Source organism: Maribacter litoralis, from assembly GCF_003075045.1.
Classification (GTDB): Bacteria; Bacteroidota; Bacteroidia; order Flavobacteriales; family Flavobacteriaceae; genus Maribacter; species Maribacter litoralis.
Genome location: NZ_QCZD01000004.1, coordinates 34,019 through 56,857, shown reverse-complemented (window position 1 = coordinate 56,857; position 22,839 = coordinate 34,019). Strand labels below are relative to the sequence as shown.

The 22,839-nt window shown below is 36.7% G+C and carries 23 protein-coding genes; 4 read left to right on the top strand and 19 right to left on the bottom strand.

Going from position 1 to position 22,839, the window contains the following annotated elements; all coding sequences use genetic code 11:
* Positions 1–45: 45 nt before the first annotated feature.
* The 4 genes from pdeM to DCS95_RS15900 are packed head-to-tail and all read right to left on the bottom strand — an operon-like array spanning position 46 to position 5,837.
* Positions 46–717 (bottom strand): ligase-associated DNA damage response endonuclease PdeM, encoded by a 672-nt coding sequence (gene pdeM / locus DCS95_RS15915; RefSeq protein WP_116771784.1) that lies wholly within the window; start codon positions 715–717, stop codon positions 46–48.
* A 14-nt stretch (positions 718–731) separates the two neighbouring features.
* Positions 732–3,200 carry a ligase-associated DNA damage response DEXH box helicase gene (locus DCS95_RS15910; protein ID WP_116771783.1) on the bottom strand — a complete coding sequence of 823 codons (2,469 nt, stop codon included), beginning with the start codon at positions 3,198–3,200 and terminating at the stop codon, positions 732–734.
* A gap of 4 nt (positions 3,201–3,204) precedes the next feature.
* Positions 3,205–4,815 carry an ATP-dependent DNA ligase gene (locus DCS95_RS15905; RefSeq protein WP_116771782.1) on the bottom strand — a complete coding sequence of 537 codons (1,611 nt, stop codon included), beginning with the start codon at positions 4,813–4,815 and terminating at the stop codon, positions 3,205–3,207.
* A complete protein-coding gene (locus DCS95_RS15900) occupies positions 4,812–5,837 on the bottom strand; it encodes a ligase-associated DNA damage response exonuclease (RefSeq protein WP_116771781.1) in 1,026 nt (341 codons plus the stop codon). Before DCS95_RS15900 ends, DCS95_RS15905 begins: the two co-directional genes overlap by 4 nt.
* A gap of 102 nt (positions 5,838–5,939) precedes the next feature.
* Here DCS95_RS15900 and DCS95_RS15895 point away from each other — a divergent pair, with 102 nt between their 5' ends.
* Entirely contained in the window at positions 5,940–6,362 is a 423-nt protein-coding gene (locus DCS95_RS15895; protein WP_116771780.1) for a tellurite resistance TerB family protein, read from the top strand.
* 50 nt (positions 6,363–6,412) lie between these two features.
* Here the strand turns inward: DCS95_RS15895 and fbp are convergent, their stop codons facing one another.
* A complete protein-coding gene (gene fbp, locus DCS95_RS15890; RefSeq protein WP_116771779.1) occupies positions 6,413–7,423 on the bottom strand; it encodes a class 1 fructose-bisphosphatase in 1,011 nt (336 codons plus the stop codon).
* A gap of 108 nt (positions 7,424–7,531) precedes the next feature.
* On the opposite strand from fbp, the gene DCS95_RS15885 reads away from it, so the two are divergent.
* The 3 genes from DCS95_RS15885 (at position 7,532) to DCS95_RS15875 (ending at position 11,207) form a co-directional block, all read left to right on the top strand.
* Positions 7,532–8,014 carry a GNAT family N-acetyltransferase gene (locus tag DCS95_RS15885; protein ID WP_116771778.1) on the top strand — a complete coding sequence of 161 codons (483 nt, stop codon included), beginning with the start codon at positions 7,532–7,534 and terminating at the stop codon, positions 8,012–8,014.
* Positions 8,015–8,056: 42 nt separating this feature from the next.
* The gene (locus tag DCS95_RS15880) at positions 8,057–9,304 is read left to right on the top strand and encodes an aspartate kinase (RefSeq protein WP_116771777.1); all 1,248 of its coding nucleotides are present in this window, start codon (positions 8,057–8,059) and stop codon (positions 9,302–9,304) included.
* Between the two features lie 82 nt (positions 9,305–9,386).
* Positions 9,387–11,207 (top strand): GNAT family N-acyltransferase, encoded by a 1,821-nt coding sequence (locus DCS95_RS15875; protein ID WP_116771776.1) that lies wholly within the window; start codon positions 9,387–9,389, stop codon positions 11,205–11,207.
* Here DCS95_RS15875 and DCS95_RS15870 read toward each other — a convergent pair.
* The 14 genes from DCS95_RS15870 to DCS95_RS15805 form a co-directional block, all read right to left on the bottom strand.
* Positions 11,204–11,704 carry a GNAT family N-acetyltransferase gene (locus tag DCS95_RS15870; RefSeq protein ID WP_116771775.1) on the bottom strand — a complete coding sequence of 167 codons (501 nt, stop codon included), beginning with the start codon at positions 11,702–11,704 and terminating at the stop codon, positions 11,204–11,206. The two genes, DCS95_RS15875 and DCS95_RS15870, sit on opposite strands and share 4 nt — an antisense overlap.
* Positions 11,705–11,753: 49 nt before the next feature.
* Positions 11,754–12,077 (bottom strand): ArsR/SmtB family transcription factor, encoded by a 324-nt coding sequence (locus DCS95_RS15865; protein WP_116771774.1) that lies wholly within the window; start codon positions 12,075–12,077, stop codon positions 11,754–11,756.
* A gap of 79 nt (positions 12,078–12,156) precedes the next feature.
* Complete coding sequence (locus DCS95_RS15860; protein ID WP_116771773.1) at positions 12,157–12,537, bottom strand: TM2 domain-containing protein; 381 nt, start codon at positions 12,535–12,537, stop codon at positions 12,157–12,159.
* A gap of 55 nt (positions 12,538–12,592) precedes the next feature.
* Positions 12,593–12,979: a VOC family protein gene (locus DCS95_RS15855; protein ID WP_116771772.1), complete on the bottom strand. Its 387-nt coding sequence runs from the start codon at positions 12,977–12,979 to the stop codon at positions 12,593–12,595.
* 6 nt (positions 12,980–12,985) lie between these two features.
* Entirely contained in the window at positions 12,986–13,441 is a 456-nt protein-coding gene (locus DCS95_RS15850; RefSeq protein ID WP_116771771.1) for a DUF1801 domain-containing protein, read from the bottom strand.
* Positions 13,431–14,387, bottom strand: coding sequence for a 2-hydroxyacid dehydrogenase (locus tag DCS95_RS15845; protein ID WP_116771770.1), 957 nt, complete (start codon positions 14,385–14,387; stop codon positions 13,431–13,433). Before DCS95_RS15845 ends, DCS95_RS15850 begins: the two co-directional genes overlap by 11 nt.
* Before the next feature lie 10 nt (positions 14,388–14,397).
* Positions 14,398–14,763, bottom strand: coding sequence for a cupin domain-containing protein (locus tag DCS95_RS15840; protein WP_116771769.1), 366 nt, complete (start codon positions 14,761–14,763; stop codon positions 14,398–14,400).
* Positions 14,764–14,877: 114 nt separating this feature from the next.
* Positions 14,878–16,230 (bottom strand): magnesium transporter, encoded by a 1,353-nt coding sequence (gene mgtE, locus DCS95_RS15835; protein WP_116771768.1) that lies wholly within the window; start codon positions 16,228–16,230, stop codon positions 14,878–14,880.
* Complete coding sequence (rsmA, locus tag DCS95_RS15830) at positions 16,217–17,083, bottom strand: 16S rRNA (adenine(1518)-N(6)/adenine(1519)-N(6))-dimethyltransferase RsmA (RefSeq protein WP_116771767.1); 867 nt, start codon at positions 17,081–17,083, stop codon at positions 16,217–16,219. The genes mgtE and rsmA overlap by 14 nt, the downstream gene beginning before the upstream one ends.
* 18 nt (positions 17,084–17,101) lie before the next feature.
* Entirely contained in the window at positions 17,102–17,737 is a 636-nt protein-coding gene (locus DCS95_RS20645) for a DUF4286 family protein (protein WP_164674216.1), read from the bottom strand.
* 72 nt (positions 17,738–17,809) lie between these two features.
* Positions 17,810–19,597 (bottom strand): tetratricopeptide repeat protein, encoded by a 1,788-nt coding sequence (locus DCS95_RS15820; protein ID WP_116771766.1) that lies wholly within the window; start codon positions 19,595–19,597, stop codon positions 17,810–17,812.
* 70 nt (positions 19,598–19,667) lie between these two features.
* The gene (locus DCS95_RS15815; RefSeq protein WP_116771765.1) at positions 19,668–19,994 is read right to left on the bottom strand and encodes a DMT family transporter; all 327 of its coding nucleotides are present in this window, start codon (positions 19,992–19,994) and stop codon (positions 19,668–19,670) included.
* 160 nt (positions 19,995–20,154) lie between these two features.
* Positions 20,155–21,426 (bottom strand): serine--tRNA ligase, encoded by a 1,272-nt coding sequence (serS, locus tag DCS95_RS15810; RefSeq protein ID WP_116771764.1) that lies wholly within the window; start codon positions 21,424–21,426, stop codon positions 20,155–20,157.
* Between the two features lie 79 nt (positions 21,427–21,505).
* Entirely contained in the window at positions 21,506–22,837 is a 1,332-nt protein-coding gene (locus tag DCS95_RS15805; RefSeq protein WP_116771763.1) for an HTTM domain-containing protein, read from the bottom strand.
* Between the last annotated feature and the right edge of the window lie 2 nt (positions 22,838–22,839).

Below are 22,839 nucleotides of genomic sequence, written 5' to 3'. Positions count from 1 at the left end.
TAATGGTTACCTTATAAAGTTATGCTCTTTAGCACATTAAACGAACTATTTTCGGTAATTACGTCTCTTTTTCACCTCTTTTATAGGTACTTGTAGCACAGCATCTCCTAAAAGCGCATAAATTTCACAGCCGTTACAAGGTTCTAAGGTGTAGGTGCCTGTAAATTCGCCAAATGCAGGTATTATCATTTGATGCTCGGTTTTATAAAAACATGGTAGTGTTACCGATTGCCTACCTAGTCCACTTAATTTAATGGCGGGGTGTATATGTCCTGAAAAATTGAATAAACCTTCTCGTTCTTCAGGGTGGTGGGTCAATAAAAAAGAATCGATTATCAGTTCGGGAATAACCTTTATTGCTAAAGCTTCATATTTTAAGGGCGATATAATATCATGATTGCCGCTTACAAGAATAATTTCTTGGGTTAAGGTTTGCACCCATTGCTCAAATAGTGACCATTCGATATTTAATGAGGAATGGAACAAATCACCTAAAAAAACAATAAATTTTGGTTTAAAATAGTCTACAACGTTATTTAATGCTTCAAAGTTTTGCTGTACTGCCAGTTGTGGCACCGCAGCGCCATGTTTTCTAAAATGCGAAACTTTGCCCAAATGCACATCACTTATTAATAGTTTGGATTGTTCTGCCCAGTACAATGCACCAGAAAAATGCATTTTAAAAGTTTGATTATGTAGGCTAATGGAATGGGTCATTGTTGCAAAATTACCTATTTCTTCATCAATAATGCTGCCATTTTTTTAATGCGATCCGCTAATTTTTCACTAGATAATTTCTCCCTACTCATGCGGTCGGTGATTAATGGGAAAGAAAACGGTGTTGGTTTTTCACATGCTCTCCAAACGATTTCTTGCGTGGCTATACGTTCTAAAGACAACCGTAAACGCCCTTCTTCCAATTGATGCTCAAAAGTTTCTGTAAAGGCTTGTTGAAATAACAAATTGTCAGGTTCATAATCTCTGAATACATCGAATAATAACTGGGAACTGCTTTGTAAATGTTTCATTTTAATTCCCTTTTTCGGGTAGCCGGTAAATACCATACCGCTGATAATGGCAACATCACGAAATCTGCGGCGCGCCATTTCCGTAGCATTTAAACTTTTCTGTAAATCATCCAGCATAAAATCTGTTGTAAACAGATCGTTATCCAATACTTGTTGTATATCTATGGGTTGGTCAGATAGTAATTCAAAGCCATAATCATTGAAGGCCAACGAAAAGGTGATAGGTGATAACAAACTAATGCGATACCCTAACAAGCTTCCCATAGCTTCATGTACAAAACGACCTTCAAAAGGGTAGAAGAGGTGATGGTAGCCATCGCGAGTTTTAAAGGTTTCAATTAAAAATTCCGAGGGTTTAGGTACAATACTATCCCTACGTTGTCTTTCAAAAAGTGGAGCTAAAGCCCTAATTTCTGCCGACTGATTTTTTACCGGTTCGCCCGAACTATACAATTCATTTCGTAATAATTCTGACATCTGTGCGGAAAGAGTTAACCTACTTCCCATCCAACTAGAGATTTTATTGGTTTTTTTATTGCTGTTACGTACCTGAACAGTCATTTCTTTGATACGGATAAATTCTAGGTTTCTTCCTGCAAACGTAAATACATCGCCCTTGTTCAATTTAGACACGAAGAATTCTTCTATAGACCCTATATAGCCACCTTTTTGATATTTTACCGATAAATTTACGTCGCCTACAATGGTGCCTATTTGAAAACGGTGCCGCATGGCGACACCACGATTATTGACCTTAAATCTACCATCTTCTTCTATTTCAACTTTTTTGTATTCGTCATAGTTTTGCAAACTTTGGCTGCCCATGACCAAAAAGTTCAATAACCATTGCCATTTTTCCTCAGTGAGGGCTTGGTAGCAAAATGTTTGTATTATTTCCTGATAGATTTCCTTAGGATAAAATCCGTCAGAAATCGCCAAAGTGGTCAAATATTGCAAAAGCACATCATAACTGTTGAGGTAAGGTATGCGGTCTTCAACAGTATTCAATTTTACCGCTTTTTGCAATGCCGAAGCTTCAATAAGTTCAATGGCGTGGGTGGGTAAAAAATAAATGACACTTTCTTTTCCGGGACTATGACCACTGCGCCCGGCACGTTGTAAAAAACGCGCAACACCTTTGGGTCCGCCAATCTGTACTACCGTTTCTACAGGGGCAAAATCTACTCCAAGATCTAAACTTGAGGTGCAAACCACTGCCTTCAACTGTTCATTGCGAATTGCATTTTCTACCCAAACACGTGTTTCTTTATTGATGCTGCCATGATGCATAGCCATTTCGCCCGCATATTCTGGGTGCTTTTCCAAGATTTTTTGAAACCAAATTTCACATTGGCTACGGGTATTGGTGAAGAGTAAAGTGGTCTTGCTATTATTGATGATGGGAACAACATCTTCCAAAAGGTGTAAACCTAAATGACCACGCCACGGGAAGGTTTCCATTTTTTTGGGAATAATACTTTTAACCGTAATTTTTTTGTTGAGTTTGGCTTTTATGAGTACCGAATTTTCTATGGTATTAGAATCAATGCCCAGTAAAACCTCTCTCGCCTGTTCTAGATTACCAATGGTTGCAGAGATGCCCCAAATTCTTAATTGCGAAGATATATTTTTTAAACGTGATAAGGCAAGTTCCATCTGCACGCCTCTTTTGGTGCCTAAAATTTCATGCCACTCATCGACCACAATGGCAGTGCAATTTTTGAATATTTTATCATAGCCTTTTGTAGCCAATAATAATTGTAGACTTTCTGGTGTGGTAATCAACAGATCGGGCATTTGTTTTTTTTGTTGTGCCCGTTCTTTGGTTGAAGTGTCTCCAGAGCGGATGCCAACGGTCATTTGAGTTCCTAAATCTTGTGTTATGCGCTCTGCCGATTGCTTAATTTCCTGCGATAAAGCACGTAGGGGAGTAATCCAAACAGCTTTTAATCCTTTTTTGTGTTTAGTCTTATAATCCGGATTGTTCTTAATGTAGTCAAGTACGATAGGGAACCAAAGTGCATAGGTTTTGCCACTACCAGTAGGCGCGTTTAAAAGTCCGTCCTTACCCTGCAGAAACGCTTTCCAGGTATCTTTTTGAAACTTGAAGGGTTTCCAATGCTGTTCGGCGAACCAGTTTTCTGCGATGTTGTACAATTGGTCTCTGTTCATAAGATTAAGGAATCATCGCTTTTAAATCATCCAAGCTATTTGCCTCTTCAATTTTTTTGTCCGTCCTCCAACGTAAAATTCTCGGAAAACGGGTTGCCACGCCACTTTTATGTCTTTTAGACAATGCAATACCTTCAAAAGCTATTTCAAATACGTGATGCGGGGTAACGCTACGTACAGGTCCAAAACGTTCTAGCGTATTCTTTTTTATCCAAGCATCTATTTTTCTGAATTCTGCATCTGTTAGTCCGGAATAGGCTTTTGCAAATGTCACCAATTCTTTTTCTCCTTCTTCGTTATCATTCCAAAGCGCAAAGGTATAATCTGTAAAAAGGTTGCTGCGTCTTCCATGACCTCTCATGGCATAGGTGAGTACGGCATCTATGGTCAAAGGGTCAACTTTCCACTTCCACCAATCACCTTTTTTTCGTCCTACCAAATACGGAGAATCTTTTCTTTTTAGCATTAAGCCTTCACTAAATTTTTCTCTAGATAATTCTCGTTCTTTAGCCATTTCATCCCAAGAACTAAAATGCATAGTCTTTGATAAGTGTAGCGGAATATCACTTCGGCTCCGCTCGGTGACCTCATTAAACAAATTTTCCAGTAATTTTCTGCGTTCAATAAAGGGTAATTGACGAACATCTTTTCCTTCCCATTCTAAAAGATCGTAGGCTTTTAAAATAACTGGAACTTTCTTTAATAGTGCTGCGGTTACATTTTTACGACCAATACGAGTTTGTAAATCGTTAAATGTTCCAATTGTTCCATTAGGATAAGGTAGAATTTCACCATCTATGACCGTACCGTTGGGTATGACACCTACAAACTTTGCAAATTCGGGATACTTATCGGTGACCAATTCTTCTCCACGGCTCCACACAAATAGTTCATTATTTCTTAAAATTACTTGCGAGCGTATACCATCCCACTTATGTTCTGCTGACCATTCATAAATATCGCCTAAGTCTGAAGCTTCACTTTCTATGGCGTAGGCTAAATAGAATGGGTAGGGTTTGGATAGGTAATCGCTCTCGTTTTCTTCTAAAACCAGCTCTTGAAATGTGATGGTATTTGGGTCCCAATTTCCCATTAGCTTATATGCCAAAATATCCTCTTCTATGTCGGTAGCTTTTGCCAAGGCTCTGGTCATTAATTTCTGACTTACGCCAATTCTAAACCCGCCAGTGATCAGTTTGGTAAATACAAAACGTTCATAATAATTTAAAACGCTCCAGTTTTCATAGAGATACGCTTTCTTTTCTTCGTCGGTCTTTTTTTTGAGGGCAATCATTTCTTGAAGAAAATCCGTTAGGCTTTTATCGGACGATTGATCAGCCGCCGGAATTACTAGAGCGATGGTCTCGGCTAAATCACCCACAATATGATAGCTTTCTTCAAATAACCAAAGCGGAATATTCGCCAATTGAGACGCCCATGTTCTTAGCAATGTAGTGTTCACCGGTCTTGATGGCCTACGGTGAGAAAGTATGGCAATTGTCCATACTTTGTCAGCATCGTTAGCTTTTAAAAAATAGGCTGTCAACGCCTGTACTTTTATGGTCGTTTTGTTTGTGCTGTCTAAAGTTTTAATAAGTTGGGCAAAATTTTTCATACAGATGCGGTCGATTTTGAAGCTAAGGCCGCTTCTGTTTCTTCTTCGCCATATTGTGTGGCTTCTGTACGGGCATCGTACCCTTGTTCCCTTAAATATTTTGAGAATATATCTGTATACCCATGTGTGCAAATAATTTTATCGGCACCAGTAGCTTCAATACTTTCTAGGAGTCCACCCCAATCGCAATGGTCACTTAATACAAAGCCTTTGTCTATGGCTCTTCTTCTGCGAGCTCCTCTAAAGGTCATCCATCCGCTTGCGGAAGCAGTTACATATGGAACCATTTTTCTAATCCATGTACTGCCATGTGCGCTTGGTGGTGCCAACACTATGTTGCCCAGTAATTGTTCTTTCTTTGTTTCTCTGGTTATTAAAGTTGTTTTTGGGAAATCTACCAACGGTCGCAGTACTTCGGTCATATTTTCAATAGCTCCGTGTGTATAGATTTCACTGATATCTGTATTCAGGTATTTTAACAAGCGTTGCGCTTTGCCCAAACTGTAGCCAAATAAGATTGAGGTTTTGCCTTCAGCTTTATTTTCTGCCCACCAATTATTGATGTTTTCAAAAACTTCTGCTTGAGGAGTCCATTTAAAAGCAGGTAGACCAAAAGTACATTCGGTAATAAAGGTATTGCATTTTATGGGTTCATACGGAGTGGATATACCGTCGTTTTCTGTCTTATAATCACCGGTAAATACCCAAACTTCTCCTTTATATTCAACCCTAATTTGTGAAGACCCTATGATATGGCCTGCTGGGTGAAGGCTAAACTTTACATTGTTAACGATGAAAGTTTCTCCCCATTCCTTGCCGGCAACATTTATTTCGCCCAAACGATGTTGTATGATGGGAACATTACGGTGATGGGTTATGTATTTTTTGTGACCATACCTACTATGGTCTGCATGACCGTGCGAAATAATGGCGTGGTCTACAGGTTTCCATGGGTCAAGGTATACATTGGCTTTTTCACAATAAATGCCATTGTCTGTAAATTGTAATAGCGGAGTTTTCATAGCCTTGTCAAGTTACAAATTTTGTATTTTAACAAAGTTGATGTCAAAGTAAACTATGACCTCTAAAAAAATTATATTTGCTCAATAATTAAAAAATAAGATATGTCTTTTGCAGATTTATATACTAGCGGTGAGCACAGAAGAAATTTGGCGCACTTTGCGGCTTTGGCAACATTGGCATCGGTTGACGGTGAAATAAGTACAGAGGAAAAGAAAATGCTAGATCGTTTTGCAACGAAACTAGATATCACCAGATCTGAGTATGAGGAGGTTTTTAAGAAAGAAAACAAATACCCAATTGATTCTACTCCAGATTCTGAAAAAAGATTAGAGCGTTTGTTCGATCTTTTTAGAATTGTTTATTCTGATCATGAAATTGATGACGAAGAGAGAATTTTAATTAAAAAATATGCTATAGGACTAGGTTTTACAGGTGATAAAGCTGACAAAGTAATTGAGCGTTCTGTTGCTATTTTTAGTGGCAAGTTCGATTTTGAAGATTATTTATACTTGTTGAAGCATTAAATAACATTCAAAAAAAGTAATAGAAAAAGGGAGCTAAAAGCTCCCTTTTTTTAATGATATTTATCTAAGAATTCTTGTAATTTTTCTACCATATTTCGGCTACCACAGAAGAACGGAACCCGTTGGTGCAGTTCTGTTGGTTCAATATCCAAAATTCTGTTTTTACCGCCAATAGCTAATCCGTTAGCTTGTTCTGCTAAAAACGCCATAGGGTTACATTCGTATAACAACCTTAATTTTCCGCTTGCAGTAACACTGCTCTTAGGGTACATGTATATGCCTCCTTTGATCATGTTTCTATGAAAGTCAGATACTAAAGAACCTATGTAACGAGAAGTATAAGGTCTATCGTCTTCTTCCATTTGGCAGTATTTAATATAATCTTTTACGCCTTGGTGAAAATGTACATAGTTACCTTCGTTTACCGAATAGATTCTACCATTTTCTGGGAAGGTCATATTTGGATGCGAAAGATAGAACGTACCTAGTGCAGGGTTCAAGGTAAATCCGTTTACACCATCTCCTGTAGTATATACCAACATGGTAGAAGTACCGTAAACTACATAACCCGCAGCTACTTGTTTGTGACCTGGCTGTAAAAAATCTTCCATAGTTACTGGTGTACCAATTGGGGTAACTCGTCTGTAAATGGAAAAAATTGTACCTACAGAAACGTTTACATCGATGTTAGATGAACCGTCTAAGGGATCTATTAGCACAACATATTTATTTTGATGGTTTTCATCATTACTGTTGATGCTGATAAAGCTGTCTTCTTCTTCAGAAGCTATACCGCATACAATTTCCCTGTTTTTTAGAGTTTGAATGAATTTGTCGTTCGCGAATAGATCTAACTTCTGTTGATCTTCTCCTTGTATGTTGGTTTCGCCAACACCGCCTAAAATATCTATTAGCCCTGCTTTGCTTACCTCATGGTTTACAACTTTTGCAGCTAATCTAATGGCATTGATAAGTTTTGATAATTCGCCTGAAGAGTATTGAAACGAGTCTTGATTTTCAATAATAAACTCTCCTAGGGTCTGATTTCTTTTTGGAGACATTCTTTAGTTTATGGTTATATACAAATATCGTGTATTTTGTTAAACGTTTCATTTTCATTTTAATTACATTTTTTAAATTTATAACTTTGTGTTTTATTTATAACAATTATGGAATATACAATTAGAGTCGCCCAAAAAGAAGACATGGTACAAGTGCATCAATTGATTCAAGAATTGGCCACTTTTGAAAAGGAAGAAGATGCTGTTGAGGTAAGTGTGCAAGATTTAAAGGAAGATGGTTTTGGTAAACATAAATTGTTTCACTGCTTTGTTGCAGAAAAGAATAACAAAATTGTAGGTATGGCCTTGGTCTACCCTAGGTATTCTACTTGGAAAGGACCTGTAATACATTTAGAAGATTTGATCGTTACCAAAGAAATGCGTGGTACCGGCTTAGGTACGGCGCTATTAGATGAGGTTGTAAAGTACGGTGATGAATTAGGGGTAAGAAGAATATGTTGGGAAGTGTTGGATTGGAACGAGCCTGCCATTGGTTTTTACGAGAGTAAGGGAGCTAATGTGATGAGAGATTGGGATGTTGTTCAATTGGACCAAAAAGGTATTAAGGCATACTTAAACGCCATTGCTTAAGAAAAAAGAAAAAGAAAATAATAGTGTAGATTTAGATTGAATATGAGGGTTTTTAAATTTGGTGGAGCATCGGTTAAAGATGCAAATGCGGTTAAAAATGTAGTTAAGGTTTTACAGGAAGTAGGGTATGAGAATACACTATTGGTAGTTTCGGCAATGGGGAAGACCACCAATGCCATGGAAGATATAATAAATGCCTATTTTAACGATAAGCAGGAAATACCTGCGAAAGTGTCCGAATTGGTAGATTATCATCACGCTATAGTGTCCGATTTATTTCCGAATTCTTCACACGCTATTTATAAGGAAATTAAAATACTTATTGATGAGATAAATGGCTTTTTGGTTTGGAATAAATCTCCCAATTATAACTTTGTTTATGATCAAATTGTGGGATATGGTGAGTTATTATCAACCACGATCATTAGTGCATATTTAAAAGAAACCGGTATATCCAATCATTGGTTAGATGTCAGAAACTTTATTAAGACAGATAGCAATTATAGAGATACCACGGTAGACTGGGAACGTACACAAAAGAATGTAGCCAATATCGATCAAAAGGTATTGAATATTACCCAAGGTTTTTTAGGTAGCGACGATAATAACTTTACGACCACCTTAGGCCGTGAAGGATCTGATTATACGGCCGCAATATTGGCGTATTGCCTAAACGCAGATTCGGTAACCATTTGGAAAGATGTACCGGGAGTATTAAATGCCGATCCAAGGTATTTTGAAGAAACGCAATTACTTAATAATATCTCTTACAGAGAGGCAATTGAATTGGCATTCTATGGTGCATCGGTAATTCACCCAAAAACGTTGCAGCCTTTGCAGCGTAAAGAGATTCCGTTGCATGTAAAGTCTTTTGTTAATCCAAAAAATAAAGGTACTACGGTAGGTAAAGGCGTTGGTATAGAACCAAAAGTACCTTGTTTTATAGTTAAGAAGAACCAAGTACTGATGAAACTATCTTCGCTAGATTTTTCTTTTATAGTAGAAGATAGCATTAGCGAGCTTTTTAAACTTTTTCATCAACATAAAATTAAGGTAGATCTAATTCAGAATTCGGCAATTAGTTTTTCGGTCTGTGTAGATAATAAATTTGGTGGGTTAGATGCCTTGTTACAGCAATTAAAAAGTAAATTTAAAGTAGTTCATCACGAGAATGTTTCTTTGTATACCATTAGACATTTTGATAATAAAGCGTTAGAGTCGTTGCAAAACGGACATGAGCTGTTATTGGAGCAGCGTGGTAAAGAAACCGTGCAGTTGGTGGTGAAATAAAACAGTAGTTATTTCGATAGTTTTTAATAGGTAGCTACTTTGGCTATTTCCCTATATTTACACTTTAAACAAGGATGAATTTATGGGTCTAGTCACCGCAAAGGAAATAGCCAAAGCTATCAATCTCTCCAAATATGGGGTGTTAGGTACTTTTATTGGTTGGGTACTAATGAAAGTCACCAGAATATCAGCTATTAATAGATTCTATGATTCCATTGCTCATTTAGAAGGGGAAGGCTACGCCAATGCCATTCTTGAACATTTTGAAATCGACTACGAAATACCCGAAGATGATTTTAGGCGGTTGCCAAAAGAAGGGCCGTATGTAACCATAAGTAACCATCCATTAGGGGCTATCGATGGTATTTTGTTGTTTAAATTAATGGTAAGGCAACGCCCTGATTATAAGATAATGGCAAATTTTCTCTTAGAGAGAATGGTGCCTTTAAAACCTTATATACTGCCAGTAAACCCTTTTAGTGACCATAAAGATGCCAGAAGTAATTTAGCTGGGTTCAAGAAAACCTTAGAACATTTAAAGAACGGTCATGTATTGGGTGTTTTTCCTGCAGGGGAAGTATCTACTTTTAAAGATGGTAAGCTTATTGTTGATAAGCCTTGGGAAGAAGCCGCTATCAAGCTGATAAAAAAAGCTAACGTTCCCGTAGTACCAATATATTTTCATGCCAAGAACAGTTCTTTGTTCTATAGGATTTCTAAAATGGGGGATTCCTTAAGAACCGCCATGATACCTTCTCAAGTTTTTTCCCAGAGGAATAGGCCAATAAAGGTGAGAATAGGTCAGCCTATATCCATAGCAACACAGCAAGAACAACAAAGTATCGAAGAATATACCGCTCTATTACGTAGAAAAACCTATATGCTCTCCAATGCATATGAAAAAGAGCGTTTAATAGATCAAATACCTACATCGCTTAAACTGCCCAAACAACCTAAGAAAATAGCAGACGCCGTTCGAAAAGAGGTCATGGAGGGTGAAATTGAGAAGCTCAGGGAAAAAGATTGTAGGCTTTTACAAAGTAAGAACTACGAAGTTTTTCTAGCGAAGGAAAAAGATATGCCGTTTATTTTGAAGGAAATAGGTAGGCAGCGTGAGGTTACTTTTAGAGCTATTGGTGAAGGAACCAACAAAGCGATCGATCTAGATAATTTCGACACCTACTACCATCATCTTTTTCTTTGGGACGATGAGGCTAAATGTATTGTTGGTGCATACCGAATGGGTATGGGTGCAGAAATATTTCCAAAGCATGGCATTGACGGATTTTATGTTCAAGATTTGTTTAGGGTAGAACCAGAGCTTTATGGTATGATGGAACATTCCATAGAAATGGGGCGTGCATATATAACTAAAGAGTACCAGCAAAAGCCAATGCCTTTATTCTTGTTATGGAAAGGTATTGTGCATACTACACTGCGTTTTCCTGAGCATAAATATCTTATTGGCGGGGTAAGTATTAGTAACCAGTTCTCTAATTTCTCAAAATCGTTGATGATCGAGTTTATGAAGTCTAATTATTGGGATCCTTATGTGGCTCAGTATATTAGACCTAAAAAGGAGTTCAAGGTGAAATTAAAAGATGCCGATAAAGAATTTGTGTTCGATGAAACACAAGCCGATTTAAATAAGTTTGACCGCTTAATTGATGAGGTAGAACCCGGTAACCTACGTTTGCCTGTTCTTATAAAAAAGTATATTAAGCAAAATGCCAAAGTGGTAGCTTTTAATGTAGATCCGCTTTTTAATAATTCCGTGGACGGACTAATGTACATTAAGATTGCGGACTTACCCGAAAGTACGGTAAAACCTGTAATGGAAGAATTTCAGGCAGAGTTGGAGCGTAGGTTGATAGAAGGTCAAAATGCCGAAAAGGAGGCTTAATCTATACCAACAACTTTACTGCGCCTCTCAAAAAGTACATTATCTACCCATTTACCATGTAATTTACCTATGCGTTCGCGTTTACCAAGCATTCTAAATCCTGCGGATTCATGCACTTTTATACTTCCAAAATTTGTGGGGAACACGCCAGATTGAAGGGTCCAAATACCTTCTTGTTCGCTAGCCGTTATCACATGTTGTAGTAATAGTTTTCCCAGACCTTTGCCTCTGCTATCGCTTGCAATATAGACGCTTATTTCTGCTACGCCGCCATACACGCATCTATTGGAAACAGGCGATAGGGCAACCCATCCTAAGATGTTACTATCGCTCTCCGCTACAAAGCGGCAACTTTTCATGTGTGCGGAGTTCCAAGACTCATAGCTAGGCACCTTTGTTTCAAAAGTTGCCATACCGGTGGAAATACCTTCCTCATATATTTTGGCTACGGCATCCCAGTCGGTAGCTAACATGGCTCTTATAGTGATATTGTTCATTTCTTATAAATTTTAATGGACCGTTATAGGTTTTATTTTACAAGCTTCATTAGCAACAGTTACTTTTTGTGGTATTAAAGAATGAATTCAAAAGGTCTTGTATTGCCGTCCATTTTGGTAGATTAATGCAATAGCATACTTTTTTACCTTCAATTTCACCTCTAATTAGGTCTATACTTTTTAATTCTTTTAGATGCTGAGATATTGTAGGTTGGGCCAGACCAATTTCATCGACTATATCATTACAGATACAGGCGTCTTGCCTACTTATATATTGCAAAATGGCAATGCGCGCAGGATTGGATAGCACCTTAAAAATGACGGCCAGCTCATTTTGCTCTACATTGAATATTTGTGTTTTAGTGAGTCCCATTTAATATTTGTATATAGAAATATTACGATAATAGAATAATTAAAAAAAGGCCAGATAAAATTTATCTGGCCAATGTTATTTAGAACCAAGGTTTTCTACCAACTTGGTATGTGTTGTAAAACTCTTCGTCTGATTTTGTTAAGTAGATGATACCTTCAATAATACCAACCACCCACATAGCAGATGCACCTATTCCACATGTTACGGCTCCTAATACTAGCGTAATGACTAACATTATTATTCCTTCTTTTTGGTATCCTAATATGAATTTATGAATACCTAAGGATCCTATTATAATGGCTAGTATACCGGCTAACATTTTTTTATTTTCTCCTCCAGCTCCACTGAAAGCTTCTTTCGCTCCAGCTGTGAATTCATTTGCTGTTTTTTTAGCTCCTTCGCTAAATTCATTTGCAGATTCTTCTGCTTTATCTCCGAAATCTTTGTTTTCTTCTGACATTATAATTGTTGTTTGGTGGTTATTATAAGTGTTAAATGTAGTAATTATTTGAACATCACAAAAATGCTTTATCTATTGGCTCCCAAAGTTCTAGCTTATTTCCGTCAGGGTCTAAGATCCATCCGAATTTTCCATATTCAAATTCTTCGATTTCTCCAATAACGGTAACTCCTTCTTCTTTTAAAACCTCCAACAACTCTACAAGATTTTCAACCCTAAAATTCATCATAAAGCTAGATTGGCTAGGTTTAAAATACGTAGTGTCTTCATTCATGGGGCTCCATTGGGTCGAGCAATCGTTCCCTTCTTTGTCTTTCCACCAAAAAGTACATCCGTATTGATCTGTATTTAACCCTAAATGTTTGTTGTACCAATTTTTCGAATGATCTGGATCTTTGGTTTTAAAGAAAAAACCACCTAGCCCTGTTACTCTTTTTTTCATATCTATCTACCTTTTTATATTACTCTCGTACAAGTCGACCCATTGCTGTACCGTCATTTTAGTGCACAATTCTTCTATTAAGGAATAAGGGATATCATCCATACTTTTAAATCGTATACAGCTTTTGCCCATATCTAATTTGCGTTTGCAGTACTTTGGGTACTCGCCCTTGAACCAATTCATTAAGGTTGTATCTGCATATATACCTGAGTGGTATAGGGCAATATAGTTTTTCTGTGATGCCAAATTTATAAAAGGTAACGGCAATTCTGGTTGTACATGATAACCTGCCGGATACAGTTCATGAGGAACAACGTAACCTAACATACCATAACTTAATTGCTCTGAAAACCCTATGGGTAAATTTGTAAGCATAATTGATCTAAGCTTTTCAATAACCTCTTTACGTTCTTGTGGTAGTTGAGCAATATATTCGTCTGGTGTGCTGCCTTTATATTTCATTGGAACTTTCTAATTTGGCTTTTATTTTATCGACTACGGTTTGTGCAAGCTTTATTTTGCTTTCAACGGTCCAGCCAGCAACATGGGGCGATAATATTACTTTGTCAGATTCAATTAGGTATTGAAACGCTTCTGGTAAATTATCATCGGTAAACATGTTTTCAAAAGAAGCCTTTTCATATTCTAATACATCTAAACCTGCACCGAGTACTTTGCCCGATTTTAAGGCATCTACCAAATCGATGGTTTTTATACACTTGCCCCTTGCGGTATTGATGATCCAAATTGGTTTTTTAAATTTTTCGAGATAGGCTGCGTCAACCATACCAATGGTTAATTCTGTTTGTGGCACATGTAGGCTAATAACATCTACTCTGCTTTGAAATTCCATAATGCCCACTTGGCGAGCATTATCATCTTCTACTCCGCCTTGGATATCATAGCAGATTACCTCATCTACATCAAAACCTTTTAATTTTTTGGCAAAGGCCTTGCCCATGTTGCCGTAACCGATTACCCCAACTACTTTTCCTTCTAGTTCAATACCACGGTTACCTTCACGGTCCCATTTACCATTTCTTACTTCCTTATCTGCTGTATTTAGTTTGTTGAATAATGATAAAAGCATACCTAATGCATGTTCACCAACGGCATTACGATTGCCTTCTGGTGCGGCGGCAAGAAAAATACCTAGAGATTTTGCATACTTGGTATCAATATTTTCTAGTCCGGCACCTAACCTACCAATGAATTTTAGATTTTTTGCCTTATCTAAAAATTGGGAATCTATAGTAAACCTACTTCTAATAATGAGTCCGTCATAATCGGCTATTTTAGCTTCTATCTCTTCTTTTGATGAGGTGTAATCTTCATCGTTCTGAAAACCTAATTCAGAAAATTTTTCAATTATTAAAGGGTGATTTATATCTACGTGTAATACTTTCATTTATGCTTAATTATATTTTGGGGTATTCTGTTTTTGTTTTTTCGTCCTTAACGTTTCCGGTATGAGCAATGCTTTGTTTTTCAAATAACATTACGTGTACTTCTTCATCATTTTTGGTCATAGGGCAGTGTTCTACACCTTTGGGTACAATAATTATCTCTCCTTGTTGAACTATTTCCGTACGATTTTTAAATTGCATGTAAAGCGTACCTTTTACAATTTGAAAGAGCTCATCTTCATTGTCATGTGAATGCCAAACAAACTCACCTTTTAGTTTTGCCAATAATACCTGCATATTATCTACCATACCTATTTGGTGCGGATGCCAATACCCATTAACAAGATTATATTTTTCTTTTAGGTTGATGCTTTTCATGCGTCTGTTTAACCAATCCTGTTTAAGGATAGTGCTAAGGCTATTTTAATTTAAAAAAAATGAATACAGTAAGATACGTAAAGCCTTAGTATTCTAAAAAAGATGTGCACTTAATTATATGCCCAAAATCAACTTGGCGATAGTGAAGTAAATCAAAATACCGAAAATATCGTTGCTGGTGGTAATAAATGGACCTGTTGCAATGGCAGGGTCGATTCCTCTTTTATCCAAAAACAAAGGAACAAAAGTACCTATGAAACCGGCTACTACTATAACGGCAATCAATGAGATTGAAATTGCCAGCGAAGTAGGAAAATCTCCTTTCCAGATCCAAGTAAAGATCAGTAATAGGCAAGAAAGGATAAATCCGTTCAGCAATGCTAAAAGCATTTCTTTGATCAACCTATTACTAATGCTTCCCTTAATATCATCGTTGGCCAAACCTTGTACAATAATGGCACTTGACTGTACGCCAACATTACCTGCCATTGCTGCAATTAACGGTGTAAATAGAAAAAGTACGGTATACTCGCGAAACATTTCTTCAAAACCGCCCATGATCACGGCGGCGGCGGCGCCACCAAAAAGTCCTAAAATTAACCAAGGTAAACGTGCACGGGTAAGATCCCAAATACTATCATCTGCTTCTACGTCTTGAGAAATACCTGCAGCCATTTGGTAATCTCTTTCTGCTTCTTCTTTAATGACATCAACAATATCATCAATGGTAATTCGCCCTACTAACCTACCGATTTCATCTACCACCGGTATGGCTTCCAAATCATACTTACTCATGATTCTTGCTACCTCTTCTGGGTCTTCATTAACATTTACAGAATCTACGTTCTTTATAAAAACATCTTTTATGTGGGTCTTTGTAGAAGTGGTCAATAAATCTTTTAATGAAAGGCGGCCTTTTAACTTTTCTTCATCATCAACTACGTAGATAGAATGTACACGAGTAACGTTCTCTGCTTGAACCCGCATTTCTTTAACGCAGGTAAGTACGTTCCAGTTTTCGTTTACCTTAACAAGCTCTTTTGCCATGAGTCCGCCTGCAGAATCTTCGGCATATCTTAAAAGGTCAACAATATCTTTAGCATGTTCTCGGTCTTCAATTTTAGAGATGACATCCTGTATCTGTTCTTTAGGAAGTTCCCCAATAATATCGGCGGCATCATCGGTATCAAGTTCTTCTAATTCGCCCGCAATTTCCTTTGTTGATAAATTACTTAGAATAGCTTCACGAACATCTTCATCTAACTCTGTAAGAACATCAGAGGTTTTATCGCTATCAAGTAGCTTGATCAAGTATGTTGCTTGCTCTTTATCTAATTCATTTATAATTTCAGCAACATCGGCATAATGCACAGTCCCTAACATAGCATTTAGTTCAGCGTCATTGTGCAGTTCAATGAGCTGTTCTATTTCTGAAACTAATTCTTCTGTAAGTTTAAAGGGTGTCATTTGCTATTTTCTTCGTCAATGCTATAAAATCGTCAACAGCCAATTGTTCGGGTCTAAGGTCAAATATAGTATCTTCTCTTAGATTATCTGATAATGTAAATGTTTTTAAACTGTTACGTAATGTCTTTCTGCGTTGGTTAAAAGCTGTCTTTACAACTCTGTACAGCAATTGTTCATCGCAAGAGAGTTCGAAGTTTTCCTTACGAGTTAACCGCAATACGCCCGATTGAACTTTTGGGGGCGGATCGAAAACATCTGGCTCTACGGTAAATAGATACTCTGCGTTATAAAAAGCCTGTACCAATACTGAAAGTATACCGTAAGCCTTACTGCCTTTTGGAGAGCAGATACGTTGTGCGACTTCTTTTTGAAACATACCTGAGAATTCGGGAATTTGTTGCCGTAATTCGAGCATTTTAAAAACTATCTGCGTAGAAATATTGTAGGGAAAGTTGCCGGTAATGCCAAATTGCTCATCACCGAACAAAGAAGAAATATCAAAATTTAAAAAATCAGCTTCAATTACCTTAAAAGATCCGTCGCCTTCAAATGCTTTTGGGTGCTCTAACGGAAAAGTTTGGTTTAGGTATGTTATGGATTCCGAATCTAAATCCATAGCTACCAAATTACTGTCGCGCAATAAAAGATATTTAGTTAATACGCCGGTACCGGGACCTATTTCAATAACATTTTTATAGCCTTGCTGTAATAATGTATCTGCAATTTGCTTGGCAATAGCCTCATCTTTTAAAAAATGCTGGCCTAAGTGTTTTTTTGCTTTTACGGGACCTTTTTCCTGATGCTTTTTATGAGCATATTTATCTCCTTTATATTTCTTTTTTTTTGTTCCCATACATCTATTTTAAATAGCCTACAGTTTTGCAATATAAGCCCAAGCTTTCTTTCCGGAAGCTAATTGAATTTCGATTCTTTCGTAGGCTTCACCCTCATAAATATCAGCTTTTTGTAATTCATGGTGAGATAATGTGTACACTTGACCTTTAATTGAATCCTCTTTTTTTCCGGTATGTTTTAAGGTAGGGTAGAGATCTGCAATTTTTTGGTCGGATATAGTATATGAAGGTAATTCATCTTCAAATCCGTTCAAGGGTCTTGCAAAAACCCCAAGTTGTACTTCTCTTTCTTGTAAGGTGCCATAAGTGAACAGAAAATGAGTTGCTGTAGCGCGTTGTACAAAATACTCATCTACGACTTCTAACTCGGTCTTAAAAGAAACCAATTGACCGGCAAATTTTTGTTGAATGCTTTCTATTAATTTGGGTGCATCTTCTTCATAGTACCTATCTAAAGTTGCTTTATCATGAACGGTATATTGAACAGAATAAGTAAAACCGCCCATATCTTCTTCTACCAATACCTTGGTGAATTTTGCACTTAAAAATTTACCGGTTGATAATACTTGTGGAATATGGGTTTCTTTCATCCATTGTAACCAAGTGTCATGGGCTGTTTCCTCTATATTGGTAGTTACGTTATAAATATACATGTGCTTTTGTTCAATTAAAAATGCAAAGTTAGTTCAACTGGACCTTAACTATGCATTCGATGAACCTTGAATTTAATTAATGGAGTCTCCCCTTAAAATTCTAAAGTTCTTACGGGCTTCTGGAAAGTAGTAACTATCTTGATAGTTATAGATGATTTTTTCGTACTGTTCCTTGGCTTTCAAGGGGTCGTTGAATTCTTTTCTATAAAGCTCTCCCAAGGCATAATAAGCATCATCTGCAAGAATGCCATTACCATAAAATGTAATGATTTTTTGATAGTTTAACTGTGCATCCTCAAATTTTTTCAGTTTTTCGAATAGTTGCGCTTGCTTTAACAAGGCTTCGTCCTCAATTTTTTCTCCCTTGTGGTTTTCTAGAATGTCACCTAATGCTGAAATAGCTTCGTTATTTTTGTTTTGGTAGGCTAAAAAATCTGCCCTAGCATATTTTTTAAGGGCTGTTTGGGTAGAGTCTTCCAGCGAATTGTCGTATATTAAAAGGCTTAATTGCATAGCGTCATTTGCAATAAGTTGAGAGGTAGAACTTCTTAATACCTTTAATTGGGTTAGTGCCCAATCAAAATCTCCTTTGTAAAAACTGGTTTGGGCAACTTTATATCGAGCATTTTGTCCCAATACATCATTTTTAAGCTTCTGTTGAATTTGTGAAAAATAAATAAGGGCTTCATTGAACTTTTTATTATACACTAAAATATCGCCCAATGCCAATTTTAAATATGCCGTTCCCCTAGCGCTCAAAGGTAGTTGAAGGCTGTTCTTTAATAATTTTTCTGCAGGCGTGGGGTCATTTTTTTTAAAGGTTAGAAAATTGGCATATGCTACTTGAAGTTGCAGAGTTTGCGATTTATAACCGTATATGTCTACAAGTTCTTCGTACTTTTTTTCAATAGCGTCTAATTTATTGCCCGTTGCGTTTACCAAATCAATATCAATAAGATTTAATTCAGCATCTAATTGTACGATTTTATCACTGGTATTGGCAATGATATAACTATAGATGTCTTTGGCTATTTCATATGCTTCATTTTCTAGCGCACTCTGGCCCAAGTTTACTAAACGGGTAGTAGAGCTACCATTCATACGCTTAAAGATGGCTTTTTCTTGTCTAAAAGCACTACTAAACTGGTTTTGCTTTATGAACAACCAACTTAATAGCTCATTCCATAAAATATCTGGATTCTTTTGTGCACGCTCCAATAGTACTTTTTTTAGTAGCGTGTTATTTTTATTCTCTGGGTCTTCAGAAACAAAATCATCAATACTTCTTAGAATGTTGCTTTTAGATGTTTTGCCATCAATTACAAGATTTAGATAAGAATTGTACATGGCTTCAACATTACCCTGTTCCCCATAAATTCTAGCCAGTTGAAAATTGAAATTTAAGGCAGGGTTTAGTTTCATTGATTTTTGAAAAGCTTTTATTGCCATGTTCAAAAGATTGTATTTCTGAAATTGTAGACCTAATGCATAACCGTAATTGGGGTTCTTGTCAATAATATCTAAAGCTTTGTCATAATTTTTTTGTACTAATTCTGTTTTTTCTTGAAGAGCGTAATTATAGCCTAGGTCAATTAATAAGGTAGGGTAAGGGTTACGATCTTTTAAACGCTGGTTTAAAAATACTTCGGCTTCATTATACCGTTCTAATTGCTGGTAGCATGACACCAATTGTTGAACATACTCTGTTCTTCTGGGGTTTTTATCCACTAGTTTTTCATAAAAAACTACGGCTTTTTCAAAGTCGCCATCTTCAAAATATTGTTTGGCCAAGAAATCATCTTGGGCGAAGGCCAGAGTAGAAAGGGTTAAATATGTAATTAGAAAAATGATAAACCGCATACTCAAAGATACGTAGAATGCCGTAAGTGGTTGTTAATGCTTTGGTAATAAGCTTTGGTACTATTATTGTTCAATGCGAAACTACTTTTAGTCCTATTATAGATCCAATTAAAGTAGTTAAAAACAGCATGCGTAGAAATGTGGCCGGTTCTTTGAAAACAAATATACCCACAAGCACAGTGCCAACGGCGCCAATACCTGTCCAAACGGCATAGGCCGTACCAATTGGTAATGTTTGTGTCGCCTTTACTAAAAGTAGCATGCTAATAGCTAAAGCCAATAAAAAGCCTACATACCATAAATACATTTCATTACCGGTAGACTCTTTTGCTTTTCCAAGGCAGAAAGCAAAGGCTACTTCGAATAGACCAGCGATGATCAATAAAATCCAATTCATAATTGGTTAAATTTAATAATAAAGGTCGCAGATTTAATTGGCTTAAAAGAATATACTTTTAAAAAAGAGCGTCATGATATTTATAAATATCATGACGTTTAATTGTTACTGCATTCTTAAATTTGTGATAAGCAGTATGTACCCTTTGGATTAAAGTGATTTAGTCGATCATATCAAAACCACAATACGGAATCAATACTTCTGGTATTTTAATGCCATCTGCAGTTTGGTAATTTTCTAGAATTCCTGCTAAAACACGTGGCAATGCCAATGAACTTCCGTTCAAGGTATGTGCTAATTGGTTTTTACCGTTCTCGTCTTTAAAACGTAATTTTAATCTATTGGCTTGGTAGGTTTCAAAGTTTGAAACAGAACTAATTTCTAACCAACGGTCTTGTGCGGTTGAAAACACTTCAAAGTCGAAAGTAAGTGCGGCTGTAAAACCTAGGTCACCACCACAAAGTCTTAAAATTCTATACGGCAATTTAAGCTCCCTTAAAATATTCTTCACATGTTCTACCATACCATCTAATGCTTCGTAAGATTTTGAAGGATGTTCTACACGTACAATTTCAACCTTGTCGAACTGGTGCAAACGGTTTAGGCCTCTTACATGTGCGCCATAGCTACCTGCTTCCCTTCTAAAACATGGGGTATAACCTGTGTAAGTAATTGGAAAGTCGTTCTCGTTGACAATAACATCTCTAAAAATGTTCGTAACTGGAACTTCTGCCGTTGGTATCAAATAAAGATCATCTGCAGTTACATGGTACATTTGCCCTTCTTTATCTGGCAATTGACCTGTTCCATACCCAGATAATTCATTGACCAAATGTGGCACTTGAATTTCGGTATAGCCCGCTTCTGTGTTCTTATCTAAGAAATATGCGATTAGGGCGCGTTGCAAACGAGCACCTTTTCCTTTATACACCGGAAAACCTGCACCAGCGATCTTAACACCTAGTTCAAAATCTATAATGTCATATTTTTTTGCTAGCTCCCAATGTGGTAGTGCGGCTTCATTTAATTTGGGAACATCACCTTCACTGAAAATTTCTTCATTGTCCTCTTCTGTAGAACCTCTTACTACTGAGGTATGCGGAGCATTTGGTAATTGGTACAGTAGTAATTTTAATTCTTCTTCAGCAGTATTCAAGTCTTCGCTCAATTGTTTGGACTCTTCTTTTAATTTTACGGTCTGCTCTTTTAACAGGTTAGCTTCTTGAACTTTTCCTGTCTTGTACAATACACCGATTTCTTTGGAAATTTTATTCGATTCTGCCAAAACGTTGTCCAAACTAGTTTGTGCTGCACGTCTGTTTTCATCTAATTGAAGCACTTTCTCCACTAAGGGCCGTGCGTCAATATTTCTTTTTCCAAGGGCTAGGATAATATCTTCCTTATTATCTCTAATGGTTTGTATTTGTAGCATTATTGAATTGTATTTACCCGCAAATTTACGGTAATCTTATATTTAATATGGATACTTTTATCTACTAAACGGAGATAAATTATTTTTTAGGTTTGTTGTAGTTTGATGGCAGAATCCAATCGTGGTGTTTGGTTTGATACCATTTTTCGGCAGCCAAATCGGTTTTTGAATCTATAAAGGGTTCGTAAGGCTTACGGTTTATACTGATCTTTGAATTTGTTAAGTATACCGAAACTTCTCTGTTTTCTTCTGCAAATTCTTTTTTTAGGTATTGGGCAAACTGCCATGCAAAATCAGGATAGGCAAATATTTTTCTTTCCTGACCACGAGATACATAATCTTTGGGGTTTATAATAAAAACCTCTTCGGTATTTTTATCTACCACCTTAAATTTCCCTTTACCTTGTCTACTGCGCAACATCATTCGCCAGCTCATTCTATGCCCTTCTTCATTCCAAAGTACATCGTCTTTAAAGGCGTAGTGTCTTATGGGCAAAACCAACTGAATTATGAAATAAGTTGTAAGCCCCAATAAAATTAGATTTCTATGTTTTGGTAGTATAATGGGTGAGTTGGTAAACGGAATTTTCGATTTAAAGAAAATTCTGCGAATAGTCTCAGGTTCAAAAAAGAAAACGCTGAATGCAATAGAGAGATATGGAAAAATACCTATTTGAAATATAATTGAGTTGAACAAGTGAAAAAACAAGGAAAGAAAGAAAGCGATCTTTCTCGTAGGTTTCCAAAGTAAGGCAGGCACAATAAGTAGATCAAATAATATACCGACCGACCCAATTATTTTGTGTATCCATTTTTCTTGTAGCAAATCACCTACTAACCAATAACTTTTTTTTGATCGCATTAATACCTCTATAGTGCTAAAGTCTAGCCAATCTCCATACATTTTAGCTACAGAGGCGTATACGTAAACAATGAGCAATTGAAATACAACAATCCATTTTACATAGGCGAACATAGAGTTGCTTTCTAATTTAGGGTTCTGCTTAACATCTAATGATCGGCTTCTTTCCGCAGGAAAAAAGCACATAATAAATGAAATTAAAATAAGCAGGTAATAGTGGTTGTTATATGCGGTTTTTTGCATCAGATATGTAGCGGTCCACATGACCGTAAACGTAATAATGCTAGCACGATATTTAAAGCTTACGGCAATAAATAACCCCATTAGCCCCATTATACCAAAGTAGAAATACATACCGTAGCCTGGTAATGGTTGTAGAAAATCAAAATCAATAAATGGAAACTTGTATTTTGGGGCAATTAAATTTCTATTTACCCAACCGGTAGCAATGGCACCAAAACATTCCAATGAAACCAGAATGCCAAAAAATATGCGAAATGCGATTAATGAGCTATTATCTATGCGTTGAAATAATAACCTATTGAGCATAA